Annotated in this window: 13 protein-coding genes; 5 read left to right on the plus strand and 8 right to left on the minus strand. The window is 59.8% G+C overall.

Translation table 11 applies throughout. The features are described 5' to 3' along the window. Positions 1-56 precede the first annotated feature (56 nt). From CXU21_RS07190 to CXU21_RS07215, 6 genes are all read right to left on the minus strand, one after another. On the minus strand, positions 57-1,382 hold the full coding sequence (locus tag CXU21_RS07190) for a Na+/H+ antiporter NhaC family protein (protein WP_102725588.1): 1,326 nt from the start codon (positions 1,380-1,382) through the stop codon (positions 57-59). A gap of 31 nt (positions 1,383-1,413) precedes the next feature. Next, positions 1,414-2,502 carry a GDP-L-fucose synthase family protein gene (locus CXU21_RS07195; RefSeq protein ID WP_102725589.1) on the minus strand — a complete coding sequence of 363 codons (1,089 nt, stop codon included), beginning with the start codon at positions 2,500-2,502 and terminating at the stop codon, positions 1,414-1,416. Between the two features lies 1 nt (position 2,503). Continuing rightward, the gene (gene gmd / locus CXU21_RS07200; protein WP_102711814.1) at positions 2,504-3,571 is read right to left on the minus strand and encodes a GDP-mannose 4,6-dehydratase; all 1,068 of its coding nucleotides are present in this window, start codon (positions 3,569-3,571) and stop codon (positions 2,504-2,506) included. 134 nt (positions 3,572-3,705) lie between these two features. Next, a complete protein-coding gene (gene carA, locus CXU21_RS07205) occupies positions 3,706-4,812 on the minus strand; it encodes a glutamine-hydrolyzing carbamoyl-phosphate synthase small subunit (protein ID WP_102725590.1) in 1,107 nt (368 codons plus the stop codon). A 27-nt stretch (positions 4,813-4,839) separates the two neighbouring features. Then, complete coding sequence (gene carB, locus CXU21_RS07210) at positions 4,840-8,043, minus strand: carbamoyl-phosphate synthase large subunit (protein ID WP_102725591.1); 3,204 nt, start codon at positions 8,041-8,043, stop codon at positions 4,840-4,842. Positions 8,044-8,297: 254 nt separating this feature from the next. Then, the gene (locus tag CXU21_RS07215) at positions 8,298-10,430 is read right to left on the minus strand and encodes a glutamine synthetase III (protein WP_102725902.1); all 2,133 of its coding nucleotides are present in this window, start codon (positions 10,428-10,430) and stop codon (positions 8,298-8,300) included. Between the two features lie 404 nt (positions 10,431-10,834). On the opposite strand from CXU21_RS07215, the gene gltB reads away from it, so the two are divergent. From gltB to CXU21_RS07235, 3 genes are all read left to right on the plus strand, one after another. Further along, a complete protein-coding gene (gltB, locus tag CXU21_RS07225; protein ID WP_102725593.1) occupies positions 10,835-15,274 on the plus strand; it encodes a glutamate synthase large subunit in 4,440 nt (1,479 codons plus the stop codon). 265 nt (positions 15,275-15,539) lie between these two features. Then, a complete protein-coding gene (locus CXU21_RS07230) occupies positions 15,540-18,080 on the plus strand; it encodes a ligand-binding sensor domain-containing protein (protein WP_102725594.1) in 2,541 nt (846 codons plus the stop codon). A gap of 20 nt (positions 18,081-18,100) precedes the next feature. Beyond that, entirely contained in the window at positions 18,101-18,604 is a 504-nt protein-coding gene (locus CXU21_RS07235; RefSeq protein ID WP_146016545.1) for a hypothetical protein, read from the plus strand. A gap of 175 nt (positions 18,605-18,779) precedes the next feature. On the opposite strand, the gene CXU21_RS12185 is transcribed toward CXU21_RS07235, so the two are convergent. Beyond that, positions 18,780-19,010, minus strand: a complete 231-nt coding sequence (locus CXU21_RS12185) for a hypothetical protein (protein WP_146017008.1) — start codon at positions 19,008-19,010, stop codon at positions 18,780-18,782. 27 nt (positions 19,011-19,037) lie between these two features. Here CXU21_RS12185 and CXU21_RS07245 point away from each other — a divergent pair, with 27 nt between their 5' ends. Then, entirely contained in the window at positions 19,038-19,826 is a 789-nt protein-coding gene (locus CXU21_RS07245; RefSeq protein WP_146016544.1) for a hypothetical protein, read from the plus strand. Between the two features lie 27 nt (positions 19,827-19,853). Here CXU21_RS07245 and CXU21_RS12190 read toward each other — a convergent pair whose 3' ends face one another. Beyond that, positions 19,854-20,453, minus strand: coding sequence for a M15 family metallopeptidase (locus tag CXU21_RS12190; protein WP_219723165.1), 600 nt, complete (start codon positions 20,451-20,453; stop codon positions 19,854-19,856). A 186-nt stretch (positions 20,454-20,639) separates the two neighbouring features. Here CXU21_RS12190 and CXU21_RS07250 point away from each other — a divergent pair, with 186 nt between their 5' ends. Continuing rightward, positions 20,640-22,430 carry a chloride channel protein gene (locus CXU21_RS07250; RefSeq protein WP_180972267.1) on the plus strand — a complete coding sequence of 597 codons (1,791 nt, stop codon included), beginning with the start codon at positions 20,640-20,642 and terminating at the stop codon, positions 22,428-22,430. Positions 22,431-22,549 lie beyond the last annotated feature (119 nt).

The following is a 22,549-nucleotide window of genomic DNA, read 5'->3' on the forward strand; positions in this document are numbered from 1 at the left end:
TCGGTAACAAAAAGGAGCGGAAACCCGGTGGCTAAGCCACGTTGGCCGGGCGTCCGTCAGCTTTTCCTGTGCCGTCTTGTCCTTCCGGGAGCCAGAGCGATGGCGGCAATGGAGCAAACTCCCAGAATCAGAGGATAGTACAGGTATTCCATGATCATGAGGGGGGAAACCTGGGCAATGCCCGCCGCCATCAGCATCTGGGCTCCGTAGGGGATGATGCCCTGGACCAGGCAGGAGAACGTATCCAGAATGCTGGCGCTGCGCCTGGGCGGAATGTGGAATTTGTCACTGATCTCCTTGGCGATGGGGCCTACCGTGATGATGGCGATCGTGTTGTTGGCCGTGCAGAGATTGGCCATGGAGACAAGGGCCGCGATGCTGAATTCAGCCCCGCGCCGCCCCCGGATGTGGGACGTGATTTTTCCAATGATGTAGGCGATGCCGCCGTTATGGCGGATCAGGGCCAGCACGCCGCCCGCCAGCAGGGTGACGATGATCAGTTCCCCCATGCCGGTCATGCCGGCGCCCATGGCGCGGAACCAGGCCATGAAGGAAAAATACCCCATGCCGACTCCGACAAGTCCCGTGGCGAGCAGCCCCAGCGTCAGGACGGCCATTACATGGATGCCGGCCAAGGCCGTCACCAGCACAAGCAGGTAGGGGAAAACCTTCATCCATTCAATGGGGGCGTCTCCCATGGGGGGAGACTGCACGTGCCAGCCCAGCAGCACATAACAGGCCAGGGCCAGCAGGGCAGCGGGGAAAACCACCTTCACGTTGGCCCGGAACTTGTCCCGCATGGCACAGCCCTGCGTTCGGGTGGCTGCAATCGTGGTGTCTGAAATAAAGGAAAGATTGTCTCCGAAAAACGCGCCTCCCACCACAATGGCCGTCATCATCCCTGTGCTGGCCTGCGTAGCTTCGGCCAATCCCACGGCTACCGGAGCCAGCGCCACGATGGTGCCCACGGAAGTGCCTACGGAAAGGGAAATGAAGCATGAGGCGATGAAGACGCTGGCGAGCAGCAGGTTGTCCGGCAGAAGGCGCAGGGTAAGCTGCACAGTGGCGTCAATGGCGCCCATATCCCTTGCGGACTGGGCGAATGCGCCCGCCAGCACGAAAATCCAGATCATCATCAGGATATTCCTGTTGGCCACGCCGGAGGAGAACAGGTCCACCCGCTCCGCCATGCTTTTCCCGCGGGTGATGAGTACTGCCCAGACAGCCGCAGCCGTAAAGGCCACCGTCACCGGGACAGCGTAAAAATCCTGTACGGCTACGGAGATAACCAGGTAAAGCAGGAAGAAAACCAGCAGGGGGCTCAGCGCCCACAGGCTGGGTTTGACTGGAGCCGTATCATGACTGTCTGGAAGGTGGCTCATGGACGGTGCGGGCTTGCCGGAGGCGGGTAAGTTAATGTCCGGCGGCTTCCGCCTGGTCCAGGTACCACTGGTAGATGCGTTCCACGCCTTCCTCCAGTTCCACCCGGTGGGTCCAGCCCAGGGAGTGCAGCTTGGAAACATCCGTCAGCTTGCGCATGGCGCCGTCCGGCTTGTCCGCGTTGAACACCAGTTCTCCCCGGTATCCTTCTTTGGAGGCAATCAGGCGAGCCAGTCCGCCGATGGAGATTTCCTTTCCGGTGCCGATGTTGATATGGCAGTTCCGCACCTCCCGGTCTTCCCCTTTCAACTGGCTGAAATCCACCTGTTCCATTACGTGGACGCAGGCGTCCGCCATGTCCTCGCTCCACAGGAATTCACGCAGGGGCGTGCCCGTTCCCCACAGTTCCACGGAACCGGGGGTGATGCCATATCTGCCCAGCACGGACAGGATGGCTTCTTCCGGAGCCGTTCCGTCCACCTGTTCCACGGGGCGGGCGGCCATGTCTTTCCGCACGGCCTCCCAGTTTCCCTCCATCAGGCATTTGGCCAGATGAATCTTGCGCACCATGGCGGGCAGCACGTGGCTGTTCTCCAGGTGGAAATTGTCATTGGGGCCGTACAGGTTCGTAGGCATCACGGCAATGTAGTTGGTGCCGTACTGGAGGTTGAAGCTCTCGCACATTTTCAGGCCTGCGATCTTGGCGATGGCGTAGGGCTCGTTGGTGTATTCCAGCGGGGAGGTGAGCAGGGCGCTCTCCTTCATGGGCTGGGGTGCCTCTCGCGGATAGATGCAGGTGCTCCCCAGGAAAAGGAGCTTGGATACGCCGTGCCGGAAACTTTCCCCGATGACGTTCTGCTGGATCTGGAGGTTGCGGAAGATGAAATCCGCACGGTAGCGTGAGTTGGCGATGATGCCGCCCACGAACGCCGCCGCCAGAAAGACGTATTCCGGCTTTTCCCGGTCAAAGAATTCCCGGACGGCCGCCGGATCTTCCAAATCCAGTTCCCGGTGCGTCCGGCCGATCAGGTTGGAATACCCCTTCTTTTCCAGGGCTTTCCAGATGGCGGAACCTACCAGGCCGCGGTGGCCGGCCACAAAGATGGCGCTGTTTTTTTCCATCTCAGCAATTGACGGGATTTTTGACGTACTCCATGTCATGCTTCACCATGATGCGCACGAGCTCCTCAAACGGAGTGGAGGTAGGGTTCCAGCCAAGGAGGGTTCTGGCCTTGGTGGGGTCTCCCAGCAGCTGTTCCACCTCGGAAGGGCGGAAATACCTGGGGTCCACTTCCACCAGGATGTTGCCCGTCTTTTTGTCGCGGCCGCGTTCTTCCACGCCTTCGCCTTCCCATTCCAGTTCGATCCCGGCTTCGCGGAAGGCCAGCGTGCAGAATTCCCGGACAGTGTGCATCTCCCCGGTGGCGATCACGAAGTCTTCCGGCTTGTCATGCTGGAGGATCAGCCACATGCACTCCACGTAATCCCTGGCATAGCCCCAGTCGCGCAGGGCGTTCAGGTTGCCCAGGTAAAGCTTGTCCTGCATGCCCTGGGCGATGCGGGCCGCCGCCAGCGTAATCTTGCGGGTGACGAAGTTTTCCCCGCGGCGTTCGCTCTCATGGTTGAACAGGATGCCGTTGACGGCAAACATGCCGTAGGATTCCCGGTAATTCTTGGTGATCCAGAACCCGTACTGCTTGGCTACGCCATAGGGGGAGCGCGGGTAGAACGGAGTGGTTTCCTTCTGGGGGACTTCCTGCACCAGCCCGAAAAGTTCAGAGGTGGAGGCCTGGTAAATGCGGCATTTCTTTTCCATGCCCAGGATGCGGACGGCTTCCAGCATGCGGAGGGTGCCCACGGCGTCCGTTTCCGCCGTGTATTCCGGCACGTCAAAGCTGACCTTCACATGGCTCTGGGCGGCCAGGTTGTAAATTTCATCCGGCTGCACGGTCTGGATAATGCGAATCAGGGAGCTGGAATCCGTCATGTCTCCGTAGTGGAGGTTGATCAGCCGGTTTTTCTTCATGTCCCGGACCCATTCGTCCAGATAAAGATGTTCAATGCGGCCTGTGTTGAAGGAAGAGGAGCGGCGCAGGATGCCGTGAACTTCATAACCTTTGTCGATCAGGAACTCTGCGAGAAAAGAGCCGTCCTGCCCCGTAATGCCGGAGATCAATGCGATTTTGCTCATGTAATGTATACTTCAGGTGTTTGTTGGTTAGGGAGGCATGATTCATGCCCTTTATTGAAAATAATGCATTGTTCCCATGATGACGAGGAAAATGCTGTGGTCCTTGAAGGGGGAAGGGCGTGCCGGCGGGATGCTTATCGTTTGCAGGATGCAATCATTCGCTTGAAGTCGCGGAACAGGTACTGGGGATCCCTTGGGCCTGGAGCGGCTTCCGGATGGTACTGCACGCTGAAGACGGGGAGCGTCTTGTGGGCGATGCCTTCCACGGTGCCGTCATTCAGGTTCATCAGCGTGATCTCCACGTCGTCAGGCACGGTTGCCGGGTCCACGGCGAATCCGTGGTTCTGGGACGTGATGCTGATTTTGCCCGTGCGGAGGTCCTTCACCGGATGGTTGGCCCCGCGGTGGCCGAACTTGAGCTTGAAGGTCTTCGCCCCCAGCGCGTGGGAAATGATCTGGTGTCCCAGGCAGATGCCGAACATGGGCACTTTACCGATCAGGGCGCCCACCTCCCGGTGGATGTCCGTCAGCGTAGCGGGGTCCCCGGGGCCGTTGGAAAGAAAAACGCCGTCCGGTTTCATGGCGAGCACCTCCTCCGCCGTAGTGTGTGCCGGGACTACGGTCACGCGGAAGCCGTTTTCCCTCAACTGGCGCAGGATGTTGTACTTGATGCCGAAGTCGAAGGCTACAAGGTCATACTCCACGGGGGGCAGTTCCCGGTCCGTCACCAGGGCGTCCACTTCCTCCGGCGTCATGGGGTGGGAGCCGATCTTGTCCACGATGTTGCACCCTTCCATGGAAGGGGCCTTTCTGGCGGCTTCCACGGCTTCCTCCGGCGTCAGTTCCGTGGTGAGGCAGGCGCGCATGGCTCCGGCGGAGCGCAAGTGCTTGGCAATCTTGCGGGTGTCCACCCCCTCAATGCCGATGATGCCCTGCTTTTCCAGCCAGGGGCCCAGGGCCTCCGTGGCGCGCCAGTTGGAATGGACCTTCGCCAGCTCCGCCACCACAAAGCCGCTGACCTGCGCCTTGCCGGACTCGTAATCTTCCGGGTTGATGCCGTAATTGCCGATCAGGGGATAGGTCATCGTGACGATCTGGCCGCTGTAGGACGGGTCCGTCAGGACTTCCTGGTAGCCGGTCATGGAGGTGTTGAAGCAGGCTTCCCCCACTTCCGTGCCCGTGGCTCCGAAGTGTGAACCGATGAAGACGCTGCCGTCTTCCAGTGCGAGAATGGCTCTCATGATATGGGTATTCTGTATGGTGCGGGGTTAAAGGGTTTCAGCGTGGTATTCCTGAATGGTGCGAACCTGGAGGTCCCGGTTTTTCAGCGCCTCGATGGCGTTCACGCAGGCCTGGGCGGAGGCCAGGTTCGTGCAGTAGGACGTTTTGGTGGCGATGGCGGAGGAGCGGATGATAATGTCGTCCGCACGGGCGTCATGGGAGCCGGGAGTGTTGATGATGAAATTGATCTCCCCGTTCTTGATGTGGTCCACAATGTTCGGGCGCCGCTCCTCGTTCACCTTGTAGGCGCGTTCGCATTCAATGTCGTGCTGGAGCAGGTGGATCATCGTGCCGCGTGTGGCGCACAGGATGAAACCCATGTCCGCCAGCTGGCGGGCCATGTGGAGCACCCGCTCCTTGTCCCGGTCATTCACGGAGATGAACACCTTGCCCTCCGCGGGCAGCGGGTTGAAGGCGCTGATCTGGGACTTGGCAAAGGCGATGTCCGGGTCCGGGTCAATCCCCATGACTTCCCCGGTGGACTTCATTTCCGGTCCCAGCACCACGTCGATGCCCGGGAAGCGGCCCCATGGGAAGACGGCCTCCTTCACGCAGTGGTATTCCGGCGTGATTTCCCGGGTAAAGCCCAGTTCCTCCAGCGTCTTTCCCGCCATGATCTGGGCGGCCAGCTTGGCGAGGGGCTTGCCGATGGCCTTGGAGACGAAGGGCACCGTGCGGGAGGCGCGCGGATTGACCTCAATCACGTAAAGCTGTTCCTCCTTCACGGCAAACTGGATGTTCATCAGCCCGCAGACGTTCAGGCGGCGCGCCAGTTCCTTGGAAGCCCGCGTGATTTCCTTGTGCATTTTCATGGATATGCCCATGGCCGGAATCATGCTGGCGGAGTCCCCGGAGTGGATGCCCGCCGGTTCCACGTGCTGCATGATGGCGCCGATGACGGCACGTTCCCGGTCCGCGATGACGTCCACGTCAATTTCCACGGCGTTTTCCAGGAAGCGGTCGATCAGCACGGGACGTTCCTCGGAAGCTTCCACGGCCTCCGTCATGTACCGGCGCAATTCCTTCTCTTCATACACAATGATCATGCCGCGCCCGCCCAGCACAAAGGAGGGGCGCAGAAGCACCGGATAACCGATGCGCGCGGCGATGGCGGCGGCGTCCTCCACGTTGGTGGCGGTTCCGGCGTCCGCCTGCTTCAGCCCCAGCTCTTTCAGCAGGGCGGAGAAATGCTCGCGGTCTTCCGCCAGGTCAATAGCCTTCGGGCTGGTGCCGATGATGGGCACGCCGTGGGCTTCCAGGGCGTTGGCGAGATTCAGCGGCGTCTGGCCGCCGAACTGGACGATGACGCCGTCCGGTTTTTCCTGCGCGCAGATATGGAGCACGTCTTCCAGTGTCAGGGGTTCAAAGAAAAGCTTGTCTGAGGAATCGTAGTCCGTGGAGACGGTTTCCGGATTGGAATTGACGATGATGGTTTCATACCCCAGCTCCCGCAGGGCCATGGAGGCGTGCACGCAGCAGTAGTCGAACTCAATGCCCTGGCCGATGCGGTTCGGTCCCCCGCCCAGGATGAGGATTTTCTTGCGGCCTGTGTCGCGCGCCTCGTTTTCATCCCCATAAGTGGAGTAGAAATAGGGCGTGTACGCCTCAAACTCCGCCGCGCAGGTGTCCACCAGGCGGTAGCCGGGAATGATGCCCTGTTCCACGCGTTCCTTCTGGACATGTTCTTCCGTGGTTCCGCGGGCCAGCGCGATCTGCCTGTCTGAAAAGCCCAGTTTCTTGGCTTCCCGCAGGTCCAGTGTGTCCAGGCGGTCCCCCGCCTTCGCCAGGTCCTGCATCTGGGCCAGGAACCAGGGGTCTATCTGGGTGATCTGGTGGACCTCCTCCAGGGTGAAGCCGTTGCTGAACGCCGTCTGTATCCAGAAAATGCGTTCCGCGGTGGGAACGCCCAGCTTCCGGGCAATCTCCTCCGCCGTCGCGTTGCGGGGAGCCTTGGCGTCAAAACCCCACCCCCAGCGTCCCGTTTCCAGGGAGCGCAGGGCCTTTTGCAGGGATTCCTTGAACGTGCGGCCGATGGCCATGGCTTCCCCCACGGATTTCATGGAGGTGGTCAGGTGCTCGTCCGCCTGTTTGAACTTTTCAAACGTAAAGCGCGGAACCTTCGTGACCACGTAGTCAATGGCGGGTTCGAAGCAGGCGGGAGTTTCCCGCGTGATGTCGTTGCGCAATTCGTCCAGCGTGTAGCCCACGGCCAGCTTGGCGGCCAGCTTGGCAATGGGGAAGCCCGTGGCCTTGGAGGCCAGGGCGGAGGAACGGGAAACGCGGGGATTCATCTCAATGACGATCATGCGTCCGTTGGCCGGATTAATGGCGAACTGGATGTTGGAGCCGCCCGTTTCCACGCCGATCTCCCGGATGACGGCGAAGGAGGCGTCCCGCATCACCTGGTATTCCCGGTCCGTCAGGGTCTGGATGGGGGCCACGGTGATGGAATCCCCGGTATGCACGCCCATGGGGTCAATATTTTCAATGGAGCAGATTACCACGCAATTGTCCGCGCGGTCACGCATGACTTCCATTTCAAACTCCTTCCAGCCGATCAGGGATTCTTCAATCAGGATTTCCGATACGGGGGAGAGGTCCAGCCCGCGGGCGCAGATTTCCTCAAACTCCGTCTTGTTGTACGCCACGCCGCCGCCCATGCCGCCCAGCGTGAAGGCGGGGCGTATGATGAGGGGGAAGGTGCCGATGTCCCGTGCAACCTGCCGGGCCTCCTCCATGGTGTGGGCGATGCCGGAGCACGGCACGTCCAGGCCGATGCGGATCATGGCCTCCTTGAACAGGCTGCGGTCCTCCCCGCGGTCAATGGCGTCCGCGTTGGCGCCTATCATGCACACATTCTCCCGTTCCAGCACGCCGCTGCGGAACAGCTCCATGGCGCAGTTCAGGGCCGTCTGTCCGCCCAGGGTGGGAAGGAGGGCGTCCGGCTTCTCCCGGATGATGATCTTCTCTACAAACTCCGGAGTGATCGGTTCAATGTAGGTGCGCGGGGCGGTCTCCGGATCCGTCATGATCGTGGCGGGATTGGAATTGACCAGCACCACTTCATAACCCTCTTCCCGGAGGGCTTTGCAGGCCTGGGTGCCGGAGTAGTCGAATTCACAACCCTGGCCGATGACGATCGGGCCGGAGCCGATCACGAGAATTTTTTTGATGGAGGTGTCTTTAGGCATAATGGCGATGGAAGAATCTTGCGGGTTCGGGCCGTGGATTTCCGCCGGGGGAATTAAGTGCCCGCAGGGCTCCTGAGGAAAGTCTTTTTACGGCCAATGACGCGGATTTTTCAAGGGTTGGGTTGGGGCGGAAAACGGCGGGGAAAATCCAGGCCGGACCAGGGCGCGCCAAGGCTCCGGAGCCCTGCCGGGCCTGCCGCGGGAAGAGGCTTTCCCGCAGGTGGGCGGCGCGGCTCCGGAGCGGCGTCTGCACCCTAATAGATGAACAGCATTTCCCGGTACTTGGGGAGAGGCCAGGACCGGTCGTTCACCAGGGCTTCTGCTGCGTCGACGCTGGTTCTCAATCGGGACATCCCGGCAAGGATGTCCTCATGGCAGCTCGTGAGCGCCGTTTCCAGCGTATCCAGGTCGGACACGATGGAATCCAGGGCATTGCCCAGCTTGTCCGCCAGCTTCCGCAGGGCGGAAGTGCCGGAGTCCTGCTTGGCGTCCAGCGCCCTGGAAAGCGCGGAAACGGTTTGCTTGTACTCATTGCGCAGGGCAGGGAGGATGATGGTGGCGGCCATTTCCCAGGACAGGCGCCCTTCAATGCGGATGCGCCTGTGGTATTCTTCCAGGAAAATCTCAAACCGGGATTCCAGCTCCCTTCTGGAAAACACGCCGTACTTCTCAAACAGGGCCACGTTCTTTTCATTGACCAGGGTATGGAGGGCGCTCATCGTATTCTTCAGGTTGGGCAGCCCGCGGCGTTCCGCCTCCTTCACCCATTCCTCGGAATAATTGTCTCCGTTGAAAATAATCCTCTTGTGTCCGGAAATCCGGCGCTTGAGCGTTTCCTGAAGCTGGACCAGGAAGGTCTCCGGCGCGAAGGAGGAAAGTTCTTCCGCCAGGGAATCGAAGGCCTCCGCCACGATGGTGTTCAGGGTGATCATGGGCCCGGCGCAGGACTGGGCGGAACCGGGCGCGCGGAACTCGAACTTGTTCCCGGTGAAGGCGAACGGGCTGGTGCGGTTGCGGTCCGTGGCGTCCCTGGGCAGGATGGGCAGCGTATCCACGCCGATCTTGAGCGTGTCGTTCCGTCTGCCGCATCCGGCTTCCCCATTGATGATATTCTCAATCACCTCATTAAGCTGGTCGCCCAGGAAAATGGAGATAATGGCGGGGGGCGCCTCGTTCGCCCCCAGGCGGTGGTCGTTCCCGGCGCTGGCTACGGAAGTCCGGAGCAGGTCGCTGTGCTTGTCCACGGCCTCAATAATGGCGGTCAGCACCGTCAGGAAAATGGCGTTCTGCTGCGGGTCCGTGCCGGGATCCAGCAGGTTCTTGTTCCCGTAGGAGATGGACCAGTTATTATGCTTGCCGGAGCCGTTGACGCCCACGAAGGGCTTTTCATGGAGCAGGCACACCAGGCCGTGCCTGCTGGCCTGCTGGCGCAGGATTTCCATCACCAGCATGTTGTGGTCAATCGCCAGGTTCACGTCCTCAAACAGGGGGGCCAGCTCAAACTGGGCCGGGGCCACCTCATTGTGGCGCGTCTTGGCCGGAATGCCCAGCCGCCAGAGTTCCGTTTCCACATCATTCATGAAATTCAGGATGCGGGGCTTGATGGAGCCGAAGTAGTGGTCCTCCAGCTGCTGGTGCTTGGCGGGCGGCGCGCCGAACAGGGTGCGCCCCGTCTGGACCAGGTCCGGGCGGTTCAGGTAGAAATTCTTGTCGATCAGGAAATACTCCTGTTCCGCCCCCAGCGTGATGGTCACGCGGGAATCCGGCAGGTTGAAGCACTTCATCAGCCTTCTGGCGGCGTTGCTCAGCGCCTGCCGGGAACGGAGCAGGGGTGTCTTCTTGTCCAGGGCGTCACCCGTGTAGGAACAATAGGCGGTGGGGATGCACAGGGTGGCTCCGTTGCCGTGGCGCTTGATGAACGCGGGGCTGGTGGGGTCCCATGCGGTATAGCCGCGGGCCTCAAACGTGCAGCGCAGGCCTCCGGAAGGGAAGCTGGACGCGTCCGGCTCGCTCACAATCAGGTTCTTGCCGGAAAAGCTCATGATAGCCTCCATGCCCCTGGGGTCCAGGAAGGAATCATGCTTCTCCGCCGTGGAGCCTGTCATGGGCTGGAACCAGTGTGTGTAATGGGTGGCTCCCCGTTCCAGGGCCCACTGTTTCATGGCATGGGCCACGTCCGCGGCGATGTCCGCGTTCAGCGGCAGGCCGTCCTGAATGGTGGCCAGAAGGGTCTTGGCCGTATCCTTGGGCAGGTACTGCTTCATCACCTCCGTGCTGAAAACGTCGGCGCCGTAATAATCAATGCTGACAGGGGCGCTCTCGCTCACTCCGCTCACGGGCAGGGAGGCGATGGCGCTGATGGCTTGTGTTCTGGTAGAGTCACTCATCATGGTTAACTGTTACATCTTTTACTTAGCAAGAAGCGTGCCAACTTTTTTGGCTCGCTGGGGGCGGATGGTGTAAATGAAGATTAAAGGAATGGGAATCAATGCCTTTTGGTGTATTTCGGAAGAAAGTTCCCCGCGAGAACTGCCGGATGGAAGTTGGAAATGCATTACGGAAATGTAAAAACAGGCGGAAAGTGTGTTTACGGAAATGTAAAAAAACGAGATATCCCGAAGCTTGCCGTACGTTTCCCTGCCCACGGGCGGCGGAAGGATGCCGCGGGAAAAAGCCTGTAAAACCGGGCTGTCAGGGGCCGTCCCGGCATTCCGGTGTGACCTGGAAGAAAAGTTGGCACGCTTTTTGCTATAATGAAGGCAGCTTAACCCAAACAAGAAACAGCAAACTGATGAATAGTGATCAATTCGAGACAGGCATCCCCGCGCCGCAGGGATTGTATGACTTTGAACAGGAGAGGGACGCCTGCGGCGTGGGTCTGGTGGCGGACCTGAAAAATGAACCGAGCCACAAGATCATTGAAATGGGGATCACCGTTCTCAAAAGGCTCATGCACCGCGGCGCGGTGGGGAGCGATCCTGAAACCGGGGACGGCGCGGGCATCATGCTGGCCCTGCCGGATGAATTCTTCCGCCTGGCTCTTCCCAACCAGCTTCCCGCGCGGGGGAAATACGGAGTCGCCATGATATTCGGCGGCAGCGGCCATGAAAAGGAACTGGAAGCCGCCGTCACGGAAAATGGAGGCGCGGTGATTGCCTGGAGACAGGTTCCCGTGAACCCGGACAGCATCGGCGCCAACGCCCGGCGCTCCTGCCCCCTGATCCGTCAATTATTCATTGACGGCAGCGGCTTCACGGACCAGGCGGAATTGGAGCGCAAGCTCTTCGTGATGCGCCGTGACATGGAACGGCGCGTAGAAGGCTGCTACGTATGCAGCTGTTCCAGCCGCAGCATTGTATACAAGGGACTGTTCCTGGGTACGCAGATTGAAGGATTTTATGAAGACCTGGCCAGCGGGCACTTTAAATCCCCCCTGGCCCTGGTGCACCAGCGCTACAGCACCAACACCTTTCCCACCTGGAGCCTGGCCCATCCCTTCCGCTACCTGGCCCACAACGGGGAAATCAACACCCTGCGCGGGAACCTGAACCACCTGAAGGTGCGGGAACCGCATCTGGCCTCCCCCCTGCTGGGGGACGACATGCAGAAGCTGCTGCCGCTGGTTCCCCCCGGCCAGAGCGACTCCGCCTGCCTGGACAACATGGTGGAGCTGCTGGTGGCCGGCGGCCGCGACCTGCGCCACGCCATGCTCATGCTCATGCCGCAGGCCTGGGGCGCCAACTACCATCTGGGGCCGGACGTGCGCGGATTCTTTGAATACCACTCCGCCATGATGGAACCCTGGGACGGTCCCACTGCCGTGGTCTTTTCCGACGGGGTCAACGCCGGGGCCATGCTGGACCGCAACGGACTGCGCCCGGCCCGCTACACGCTGACCACGGACGACATATTCATTCTGGCCTCGGAAACGGGCGTGGTGGACATACCCGCGGAAAAAGTCGCGCGCCGCGGCCGCCTGCGTCCAGGGGAAATGATCTACTGCGACTTGGTGAACCACCGGTTGGTGTCCGATACGGAAACCAAGAATGAAATGGCCCGGCGCATGCCATACCGCCGCTGGGTGGAGAAAAACAAGATTTCCGTCCGCTCCCTGTTTGATTCCGTCTCCGCTTCCGCGGAAATGCCGGACCTCACCGCGCGCCAGCGGCGGTTCGGGTTCACGCAAGAGGACATCGACCTGATCATCCGGCCCATGATGATGAAAGGCGCGGAACCCATCGGCTCCATGGGGAACGACGCTCCCCTGGCCGTCCTCTCCGGGAAGGCCCCGCTCCTGTTCAACTACTTCAAGCAATTGTTCGCGCAGGTGACCAACCCGCCCATTGACCCCATCCGGGAAGAGCTGGTCATGAGCCTCACCACGTACATAGGCAACCATCCCAACATTCTGGAAGAAACGCCGGAACACGCCCGGCTGATCAAGATGGCGCGCCCCGTCATTACGGATGAAGAACTCAACCGCCTCTGCGGCATCCGGGAGGCGGGGTTCCCGTCCGCCAGGCTTTCCATGCAGTTCCCGGAAGGCGGGAACGGGAAAGACCTGCGGGAAACGCTCGCCAGCCTGGCGGAATCCGCCGTGGGGCTGGTCAAATCCGGCGTGCGCATCCTGGTGTTGACGGACCGCAGCGTCAGCCCCGGTTATCTGCCCATCCCCAGCCTGCTGGCCTGTTCCGTGGTGCACCGTGCGCTGGCGGATGCGGGGCTGAGATCGGAAGCCGGGTTGATTCTGGAAACGGGGGAAGCGCGGGAAACCATGCACTTTGCCCTGCTGCTGGGTTTCGGCGCTACGGCGGTGAACCCGTACTTGGCCCTGGCTACGGTCACCTCCCTGGCCGCGCCCCAGGACTGCCCGCTGGACGTAGTGAAGGCGGCCAGCAACTACATCAACGCCATTGACAAGGGACTGCTTAAAATCATGTCCAAAATGGGCATCTCCACCCTGCGCAGCTACCGTTCCTCCCAGTTGTTCGAGGCTGTGGGGCTGAACAGGGAATTGATTGAGGAATACTTTCCCGGCACCGTCAGCCGCATAGGCGGCATCGGGCTGGAGGAAATAGCCATGGAATGCGGCCAGCGCGCCGCGGGCGCCACCGCACAACAGGAAGCCCTGGATGCGGGCGGGCAGTACAAGTATAAAAAGGGAGGGGAGAACCATCTCTGGAATCCGCAGACCCTCCAGGCCTTCCGCACCGCCGTGCGGGAAAACAACGTGGAAAAGTACCGCGAATTCGCGGAATACAGCAACCACCAGGCTGCGCACCTCTGCACCCTGCGCGGGCTGTTTGAGTTCAATCCCGCGGACGCTGTTCCGCTGGAGGAAGTGGAAAGCGCGGACTCCATCCTGCACCGCTTCGTCTCCGGGGCCATGTCCCTGGGCTCCCTCAGTCCGGAAGCGCATGAGGCCATCGCCATTGCGATGAACAAAATCGGCGCGAAAAGCAATTCCGGGGAAGGGGGCGAGGATGAGGCGCGCTACGAGCCTAACGCCCGGGGAGAAATCCGTTCCAGCGCGGTCAAGCAGGTAGCCAGCGGCCGCTTCGGCGTGACCATCAACTACCTGCGGCACGCGTCCGAACTGCAGATCAAGATGGCCCAGGGCGCCAAGCCCGGAGAGGGCGGCCAGCTTCCGGCCCATAAGGTGGACCCGTACATTGCGCGGCTGCGCCACTCCATGCCGAACGTCAGCCTCATCTCCCCGCCTCCGCATCATGATATCTACTCCATTGAGGACCTGGCCCAGTTGATTTACGACCTCCGGAACTCCAACCCGGAAGCCCGCGTCTCCGTCAAGCTCGTCTCGGAAGTGGGTATTGGCGCCGTGGCCGCCGGGGTAGTGAAGGCCCATGCGGACGTGGTGGTGGTCAGCGGGCATGACGGCGGCACGGGGGCTTCCCCCCTCACCAGCGTGAAGCACGCCGGGCTGCCGTGGGAACTGGGGCTGGCGGAAACGCAGCAAACCTTAGTGCTCAACAAGCTCCGTTCCCGCGTCAGGCTTCAGGTGGACGGACAGCTCCGCACTGGACGGGACGTGGTGATGGCGGCCCTGCTGGGGGCGGAGGAATTCGGCTTCGGCACCGCCGTTCTGGTTTCCCTGGGCTGCGCGATGCTCCGCAAGTGCCATGAAAACACGTGCCCGGTGGGTGTTGCCACGCAGGACCCGGCCCTGAGGGCCAAATTCAGCGGAAAGCCGGAATACGTCATCAACTACCTCCGCTTCGTAGCGCAGGAAACGCGTGAAATCCTGGCTTCCCTGGGACTCCGTTCCCTGGATGAGGCGGTAGGCCGCACGGACCTGCTCTCCATGAACAGGGCCATTGACTTCTACAAGGCGCAGCGCCTGGACTTCTCCTCCATTCTGCATGCGGCGGAAGGAGACGGGCGGCGGTTTGACCCCTCCTTTGAAAAGGAACCGCTGGACAACTACGACCGCCGCCATTTGCTGCCGGACCTGCGGCCCCTGCTGGAAAAGGGTGCCTCTTGCGAACTCTTCCGGGAAATCCGCAACGTGGACCGGACGGTGGGCACGGAACTCTCCGGGGAACTGGTCATGAAATTCGGTCCGCGCGGCCTGGCGGATGACACCCTGACGGTGCATTTCACCGGATGCGCCGGGCAGAGCTTCGGCGCCTTTCTGGCTCCCGGAATCACGTTTGAACTGACGGGAGAGGCGAATGACTTTGTAGGCAAGGGGCTCTCCGGCGGCAAGCTCGTCGTGCGGCCTCCGGAAACCATCTCCTATGCTCCGTCGGATAACGTCATTGCGGGCAATGTCATCGGCTACGGGGCCACGTCCGGAAAAATCTTCCTGCACGGGCAGGCCGGGGAACGCTTCGCCATCCGCAACAGCGGAGCCACGATGGTGGTGGAGGGCATCGGCGACCACGGCTGCGAATACATGACCGGAGGCCGTGTGGCGGTGCTCGGCAAGGTGGGCGTCAACTTCGCCGCGGGAATGACCGGAGGCCTGGCCTACGTGTACGACGCGGACAACGACTTTGACCGGAAATGCAACCTGGGCAGCGTGGACCTGGAAACGGTCCTGCCCCATTCAGCCGATGAGGCGGAACTGCTCCAGCTCATTTATGAACACTACATGGCCACAAAGAGCCGCCGGGCCTGCGACCTGCTGAACAACTGGCCGGAGGAGCGCGGCAGGTTCGTCAAGGTCTTCCCGGTGGAATACCGTCACGCCCTGTCCATGCATTCCTGAAGGAACCGCTCCTTGTTTTTCTGTTGTTTGGGGTAAGCTGGGGGCCTCCGCGTAAGCGGGGGCCCTTTTCGTTCTTTCAGGACTTTATTAACCTCATCGGCAGAGCGCCTGTTGATCATGAAAGGAAGAATATTGTAAGTTGTTGAAATCCAATGTTAAAATAAATTGTATTTTGATTGACTTTTGAATGACATATCAATTATATGGGAAATAGCATAAAAAGACAATGAATGTCATATTCAGAAATTTATGCAGCGGTGTTGTTATGCTGCTGATTGTGATGGGAACGCGCATTGAGGCGGAAGTGGTTTCCATCCGTGTACCGGACCAACTGCCCGACTGCCCGGTGCGGTTCATACGCGGCACCCTGGTGGCCGGTGACGGCGCTATCTGGGCCGTGGGGGAAAAGGAAAGCATTTACCGTCTCCAGGTAGGGGACGGGGCTTATGAGAAGTCCTGGCTCAATATGGATTATTATTCCGGCTTTCCCAAAGGGAAGAATTTCACCTGCGTTGCGGAGGACGGGCAGGGCCGCATCTGGGCGGGCACGGACGACAGCGGCGTGGCCGTCTTCAACGGAAGGGAATGGAAGATGTATGACCGCGGCAATGCCCTGAATGGAGAGCATGTTTACGCTCTGGCCGTCTCTCCCGTTTCCGGGGAGGTGGCGGTTGCCACGTCCGGCGGCGTATCCATCTATGATCCCGGAAATGATTCATGGAAGGCGCTGGACCGGTCCACGGGCCTGGTGGAGGACCAGGCGGCTTCCGCCGCTTTTGATTCCAAAGGGAATCTATGGCTGGCCTATGCCTGCGGGGGCATCTCGTATTCGGCGCGCAAGTCAGGATACATGCAGTGGAAGAACGTGCAGGCGCCGTGGTACTGGGACGTCAAGCAGTTTGCCCGGCAGCCGTACCAGCCATATGGGGAGGGCCTGCCTTCCAACGCCTGCAACGTTCTGGCCTGTACGGAAAAAGACCAGGTGCTGGTGGGAACGTGCTCCGGCCTGGCGTACAGCAACGGCATCAGCTCCTGGCGTTATATGAGGGGGAGGGACTACGCGCGGAAAAACACCGGCATTTATGGAGCGTCGGCCCGGAAGACCGCCGTACCGGGAGAGGGGAATGCCAAAATGCTCTCAGAGGACTTTGTCTCTTCCGTCCTCCGGAATGGAACGGATATATTCATTGGCTACCGGACGGCGGGAGTGGACGTGCTGGATGCCGGAACGATGAACGTGCGCCAGAGAATCAGGAAGGGGCTGGAAAACGTGGATGTGTCTTCTTTCGTGGTGCTGGGGGACGGAAGCGCCTGGGCCGGGACATATGGGCGCGGATTTATAGGCCTGAAAAAGGGTTCCCTGTCTTACCGGCTGGACATGAAGCAGCAGGATGATGAGATAGCGTTCCCGTCCCCGTCCCGGATGGAGGATTCTGCCGCAGTCCTGAAGAGGCTGGAAAAGCTTGGAGCGGATGCGCATGCGGGAAAGAGCATCGTGTTCCGCGGGGAGGACTGGTCCACGAAGGGAGACTGGTGCGGAAAGTACGGTGTGACGCGCGCCACGCTGTGCGCCACGAATGCCCCCATGGGCAATTCCGAGTTTGAGGCAAAGACCGTGTCTTACCGAACTCTTTCTTCCGTTCCGGACATGCCCGGATACCAGGGGGCTTTATCTTCTTACTGGATCCAGGGATTGATGGGACTCAACCGCAACAAGGGGGACGCCCTGCGCTGGTGGGTGGAAAGCATCAAGGTGGAGGGCAACCGCAACGTCCTTTTTGATCCTACGGATTCCATACGGACGGAGGCGGAGTGGGACGACCACGGGGAAGTGTATCCCTCCTTTGTGGACGGTCCCGGTATTTGGGTCATTGTGGAAGTGCCGGAAGGGGTTCATGAAATAGCCCTGTATTTTTATAATCCCAACGGATATCTTCAGAATGAATCCAGGCGGGATTACATCGTGGAAGCCAGGAGGCACCCCTCCACTTCCTCCATGGTGCTCCAGTTTAACAACCGTGGGGACATTGAAATAGGAGAGAAAACCAAAAACGGGAACGCCCTTGCCGCCGCCATGGAGCAGTGGCAGGCGCTTCCAGTGGAAGCCCGCACCCGCGTTTCCAGATTTGCCGGGTCCGGAGTTTACAAGAGGTTCATGTGCAGGAAAGGAGGCATCTACCTGTTCCATGTTTGCAGGAACGGTTCTTTCAATACCATTTTAAACGGCGTGTTCGTGAATGAAAAAATCCCGTGGGAAGTCCGCCTTCCGGAGGAACTGCCCTATTACGTAGACGGTCAGCTGGCGGGCATCATCCCCACTCCCGAGAGGGTGGGCGCGTCCACCCTGGGAGAAAAGGAAAAAGCCGTGTGCAAGCCCCTGTATGAGCTGCAATATACCAGAAAATACCTGACGCCGGCGGCGTGCAGCCTCCAGAACCGTTACATCCTGGCCCTGTGGCGCCAAGCCACGGAAAAACGGGCGGAAAACGGCTGCCTGGCGGATATCCTCCAGTGGGAAGCCAGAGTTACTGACGAGCGCGTGCAGGCCTCCTTTGATGAAACCATGAAGCGCTCCTGGGACCAGAGCCAGATTTATTACATTGGCAACCGGTCCCGGGACTTCATGCCGCATGCTCCGGGCACCGTTCCTTTCTCGCTCAGGGAACTGCGCCTTATGGCCAAGCTGCATATCGACTGGCGGCAGTACCGGGACGATGCGAAGACCCCTCCTGAAAAATCCGTTCAGGAAATGAAGGAATTCCTTAAAAAGGAATTATTGAAACAACAAACCAATAAACAAAGATGAATAAAATTATCTGTGCCATCATGGTTTCTCTCTCAGGGACCTGCTTCCTGAAAGGGGAAATAGCGCCGCCGGAAACGGAATGGAAAGGGGGCCGCCTTATTTATGACGGAGTTTCCATCAAGAATGAGGTGACCCTGCCTCAAAAAGGGATCATGTATCACGATGAGGATAGATTGTCCTTCAATATTACGAATGCCACCCTCACCATGTCCACCAGGCTCTCCAAAGATCCGAAATGCGGACGGGAATGGTGCTACAAGGGCATCGACCGCATTGTGGTCAAATACTGCGGGGACATTTCCGATCCGGACGACGGGGGGACCATCTATTTCCAGTCCCCCTATAATCATCATGTCTGGTTTGATTCCAGCAAGTATGGACAATGGGGAATTATTTTTTCCAGAGTTTATATCGTCACCCGCATCAAGAATGCGAATATTGAGGATACAAAGGACTACGGCATCAGCGGAGAGGATGGCAGCATCTTCTTCCAGTACGTGGAAAAGATGATGGCTGAAATGTAATCCGCGCCCGGTTCCTTCTCCGCGGTTGTGAAGATATGGCGCAGGCGCGGTGGAAGGAACTCTGGCGGATTGATTCCGCTCATTCAGGCGCCGGGGGCCCGGTAACGGCCCCCGGCGCCTTTTTGGATGATGGAAGCCGGATTGGCGCGGAGCCCGGAAAAGGCGCGTTGATCCGTCAGGCGGATAAGGCAGGGGTGGGAATGAGCGGCTTCATGTACGGAATAACAGCCGTGGAGGTTGCTGACACAATCTTTCCGCGGAAATTTGTTTTTTTGGCACTCGGAACTGAATGTTGTTTTTCCAATATTGGTCCCACCCTGGAAGGCATTTTATCCGGGTGCGGGCGCATGGCCGCCTTGCCGTGAATAACGGAATGAAGGACGCGTAAAAGGATGCGCTGCTTCATGAAACGCCTATCCAACCATGTAATCATATGAACACGAAAACCGTAACGCAATTATTGCTGGCGGCCTGCACAGGCGTGCTGTCATGCTCCGGCGCCCGGGGCTCTGACGGGGGCTGCCGGGATCAGTCCTATTACCTGAAGACGGCGTGCCCGCACCCCCTTTCCCTGGCCGGTCCCACGGATGACCGGGTTTATCTGCGTTTCCAGACGGGGTGGGCCAGCAAGTATGAGTGCGAAGGCATTGACCTGTGGGACGGCTCCCTCTGTTCGTTTGTTCCTGAAATACAGTACAAGGAGTGGGTGGGGAAAATATGGTACGGCGTTTCCACGGACCACCAGAACCATGCGGAATTGAAGTACAGGCTGGATTACATTAAGGAAATCGGGAACTGGACGATCATGCCGTGGTATGAGCACAGCTTCGTTTTTCCGGGGGACAAGGGAATTCCGCGGCCCGGCCTGAAGAGCACCTATCATTTTTCCAGCCGCTGGTTTGGCGGTACGGACCTGTACTGGCAGTATAACAACCATACATTCCGCGGTTATTACGCCGTATTTGCGGGAATGCATGAGGAGATAGCGGATTGTGTACGGGTGGACGCCGTGGTGCGGTACGGTTACAACGGAGGGTACGTGGGGCCGGTGGTGCATCACGGGTCCAATGCCCTGGATTACAACCTGAGCTTCACTTTCCGCGCCACCTCCCGGCTGACTGTGGAGCTCTTCACCAATTACAGCCAGGCGCTGACGGTGGTGAAACAGAGCGGTCTGGGGAATGATTTTTATTACGGGATCAACCTGAAATATACATTCTGAAGCACCGTGCGCTCCGGCGCAGGCCGGTCACGGACGGGCGAACTGGAAGTGCATCCAGTCGTAATTGCGCTCCCTGCCCAGGGAAAAAGCCCCCTCCTTCTCCACGATGGACCAGAAGGCGTCATATTCCGGTCCTGAAAAAGCGGCTTCCGGGGCGCTCATGTACAGGGTGTTGCGCTCCGGATCCAGGTCCACGGCTATGCCCCATGCGTGCAGGGACGGACGGCTTCCTCCGCGGATGGGGCGGTTGTTGAAGCAGCCGCCGTAAATATCCAGCCGCAGTTCCCGGATGCGCTCCAGGCCGTAATGTTCCAGCGTCCGCTGGAAAATCCTGGTGAGCGGAACGGCTATCAGACGGTGGCAGGTGATGGAAGTGAGTTCCGTATCCGGGGACCAGGAGGGCCGCAGGGGATAGGGCAGAGGGATGGTGACCAGGGACCCGGCCTCTCCCGGCTGCCCGAAGATGGAATCACCGGAGAGGACTTCCCGTTCCGTGGGCCAGCCGGAGGCCGCATGCCTGCCGCCATGCATCTGGCTGCCCAGGATAACGCAGGCAACCAGCAGGAGCGTGAGCGCCCGGAGGCGCGGAGATACCCGGCGTGCGGGTCGCTGTGTGCAGTTGGACATGGGGGGACGGGGTGGGGAACTTCCGGTGTAGCAGGTTTCAGGCGCGGTGCAAGCTCTTTGGGAGGACCAGAGATTTTCCCCCACAGTTTTCGCGGACGGAATGAGGGGGAAGGCAGGTATTTTCTGCGGCATCGAACATCCGGAGGCATTTTTTTGTCACAATGGAATAATATTGCTGCTTTGCCCATGAATTCTCCGTCTCCCGAGCCTCAAAAGCCGTCCGATTCCGTCTGGTACGGGTGGGTTTTAAGGCTGTTCCATCACTGGAAGGTGGGGGAGAGGCAGGTTACCTATGTTTGGGCCGTCATCGTAGGAATCGTTGGCGCCAGCATGTCCCTGTTTTTTGAATGGACGGTGGAGGTTATCCAGTGGATTCTCACGGGCATCTGGTCGGACTCCCGCGTGGGCACCTTTTCCCAGGTGGAGCCGGAATGGCGCATGTTTGTTCCGGTGGTGGGCGGCCTGGTGGCCGGCTGCATCCTGCTGTTCCTGAAAAGAAGAATGCCGGGGCAGGCTACGGAATATATGGAGGCCATGTCCATCGGGAACGGGCTGATCAAATTCCGGGCTTCCGCCCTGAGGGTGTTTTCCGCGGCGTGGAGCATCGCATCCGGAGCGGCCATAGGCAAGGAAGGGCCCATTATCCAGTCCTCCGCCCTGATCGCGTCCGCCGTGGGGCAGCGGCTGCATGTATCCATCCCGCGGCTCAGGCTGCTGGTGGGCTGCGGCGCGGCCGCGGGGTTCACGACGGCGTTCCATGCCCCCTTTGCCGGCTGCCTGTTTGTGAGTGAAATTATCATCGGCACCGTGAGCATGGACATTCTGGCGCCACTCCTGATTGCCTCCTGCACCGGGTTCGTGATGCTTCACATGCTGGGGGACCCCTCCCCGCTGTACAGTTCATCGTTTGAAAGCTTTGCCGTATTTTCAGAGTCCCTCTGGTGCATTGGGCTGGGGGTGGTGGCCGCTATAGCGGCCAGGGGATGGGTGAGCCTGCTGGATGTGGCCACCAAGTACCTGAACGGGCGCCCTGCCTTCCTGCCGCTGCGCCTGATGGGCGCCGGACTGGTGGTAGGCGTGTTCGCGGTTTTTTATCCGGAGGTGGTGGGTAACGGGCAGGACCTGATTACCGGGCTGGTGAATGAGGATTACAGCACGCAGCAGGCGTTCATTCTGCTTCTGGTGAAGGTGTCCGCCGTGGCGGTGGTGTTTGGCTGCGGAACAGTAGGGGGCGCCATGACGCCTACCTTATATGTGGGGAGCATGGTAGGGTTTATTTTCAGTACCGTTCTGACGGCCTTTGGCATGGAGGGGAACCATACCGTGGCGTATGCCATGGTGGGAATGGCCGCCTTTTTTGCCGTGGCGGCCCAGGCCCCCCTGACCGCCCTGGTGATGGTGGTGGAGTTTTCCATGAGCGGGGAAATGATTTATCCCCTGCTGATTGGCGTGGTGAGCGCCTACGGCACGGGGCGGCTGATCCGCGCGCGGTCCATGTACGCCGCCAGCCTGTCCGGCAGCCCGGCTTCCGTGGTCAGCCTGCCCATGGCCCAGGTGGACGTGCATGACCTGGCGCGCCATGTGGTGCCGCAGGTGGCTCCGGACGCTGTCCTGGACGATGTTTCCGCCCTGATGCTGCGTAATCCGGGAGACCTGATCTTTGTGGTGAAGAAGGACGGAACATATGAAGGAGCCATTTATCCGGATGATTTCCTGGCTGTCCGCAGGAAGATGGAGGAAAAAGGGAAAGGGCCGCCTCCCACCGCCGGGGAGCTGGTCCGCCCGGGGGCTCCGGTGCTGGATGCGTCCACTCATTTGACGGACGCCCTCAAGTTGTTTGAACAGACCCATCTGGGGGCCTTTCCCGTGGTCTGGAAAAATACCGGAAAGCTGGACGGCGTGCTGTACCGCAACGCGCTGTTCCAAGTTATTACGGAAATGATGAAAAGGGAGTCCGGCGGAGGCGGGGACATGTGAAACAGCGCGGTGGAAGGCCCGTGCATTACAATTTTGTAACCTTCTTTTCAACTTCATTCATAACAACATCATCATTAATTGCTAAAATGTTATCCACATTTTCCTTGTCCTCCTTCCAT

This window comes from Akkermansia muciniphila, from assembly GCF_002884975.1.
Taxonomy (GTDB): Bacteria; Verrucomicrobiota; Verrucomicrobiia; order Verrucomicrobiales; family Akkermansiaceae; genus Akkermansia; species Akkermansia muciniphila_C.

What these genes read in the sequence shown, in the direction of transcription:
- CXU21_RS12185 (WP_146017008.1), bottom strand. Translation starts at nt 19,010, where the DNA reads ATGAAGCAGCGCATCCTTTTACGCGTCCTTCATTCCGTTATTCACGGC.
- CXU21_RS07230 (WP_102725594.1), top strand. Translation starts at nt 15,540, where the DNA reads ATGCTGCTGATTGTGATGGGAACGCGCATTGAGGCGGAAGTGGTTTCC.
- CXU21_RS12190 (WP_219723165.1), bottom strand. Translation starts at nt 20,453, where the DNA reads ATGTCCAACTGCACACAGCGACCCGCACGCCGGGTATCTCCGCGCCTC.
- CXU21_RS07245 (WP_146016544.1), top strand. Translation starts at nt 19,038, where the DNA reads ATGAACACGAAAACCGTAACGCAATTATTGCTGGCGGCCTGCACAGGC.
- CXU21_RS07235 (WP_146016545.1), top strand. Translation starts at nt 18,101, where the DNA reads ATGGTTTCTCTCTCAGGGACCTGCTTCCTGAAAGGGGAAATAGCGCCG.
- carA (WP_102725590.1), bottom strand. Translation starts at nt 4,812, where the DNA reads ATGAGAGCCATTCTCGCACTGGAAGACGGCAGCGTCTTCATCGGTTCA.
- CXU21_RS07215 (WP_102725902.1), bottom strand. Translation starts at nt 10,430, where the DNA reads ATGAGTGACTCTACCAGAACACAAGCCATCAGCGCCATCGCCTCCCTG.
- CXU21_RS07195 (WP_102725589.1), bottom strand. Translation starts at nt 2,502, where the DNA reads ATGGAAAAAAACAGCGCCATCTTTGTGGCCGGCCACCGCGGCCTGGTA.
- CXU21_RS07250 (WP_180972267.1), top strand. Translation starts at nt 20,640, where the DNA reads ATGAATTCTCCGTCTCCCGAGCCTCAAAAGCCGTCCGATTCCGTCTGG.
- carB (WP_102725591.1), bottom strand. Translation starts at nt 8,043, where the DNA reads ATGCCTAAAGACACCTCCATCAAAAAAATTCTCGTGATCGGCTCCGGC.
- gltB (WP_102725593.1), top strand. Translation starts at nt 10,835, where the DNA reads ATGAATAGTGATCAATTCGAGACAGGCATCCCCGCGCCGCAGGGATTG.
- CXU21_RS07190 (WP_102725588.1), bottom strand. Translation starts at nt 1,382, where the DNA reads ATGAGCCACCTTCCAGACAGTCATGATACGGCTCCAGTCAAACCCAGC.
- gmd (WP_102711814.1), bottom strand. Translation starts at nt 3,571, where the DNA reads ATGAGCAAAATCGCATTGATCTCCGGCATTACGGGGCAGGACGGCTCT.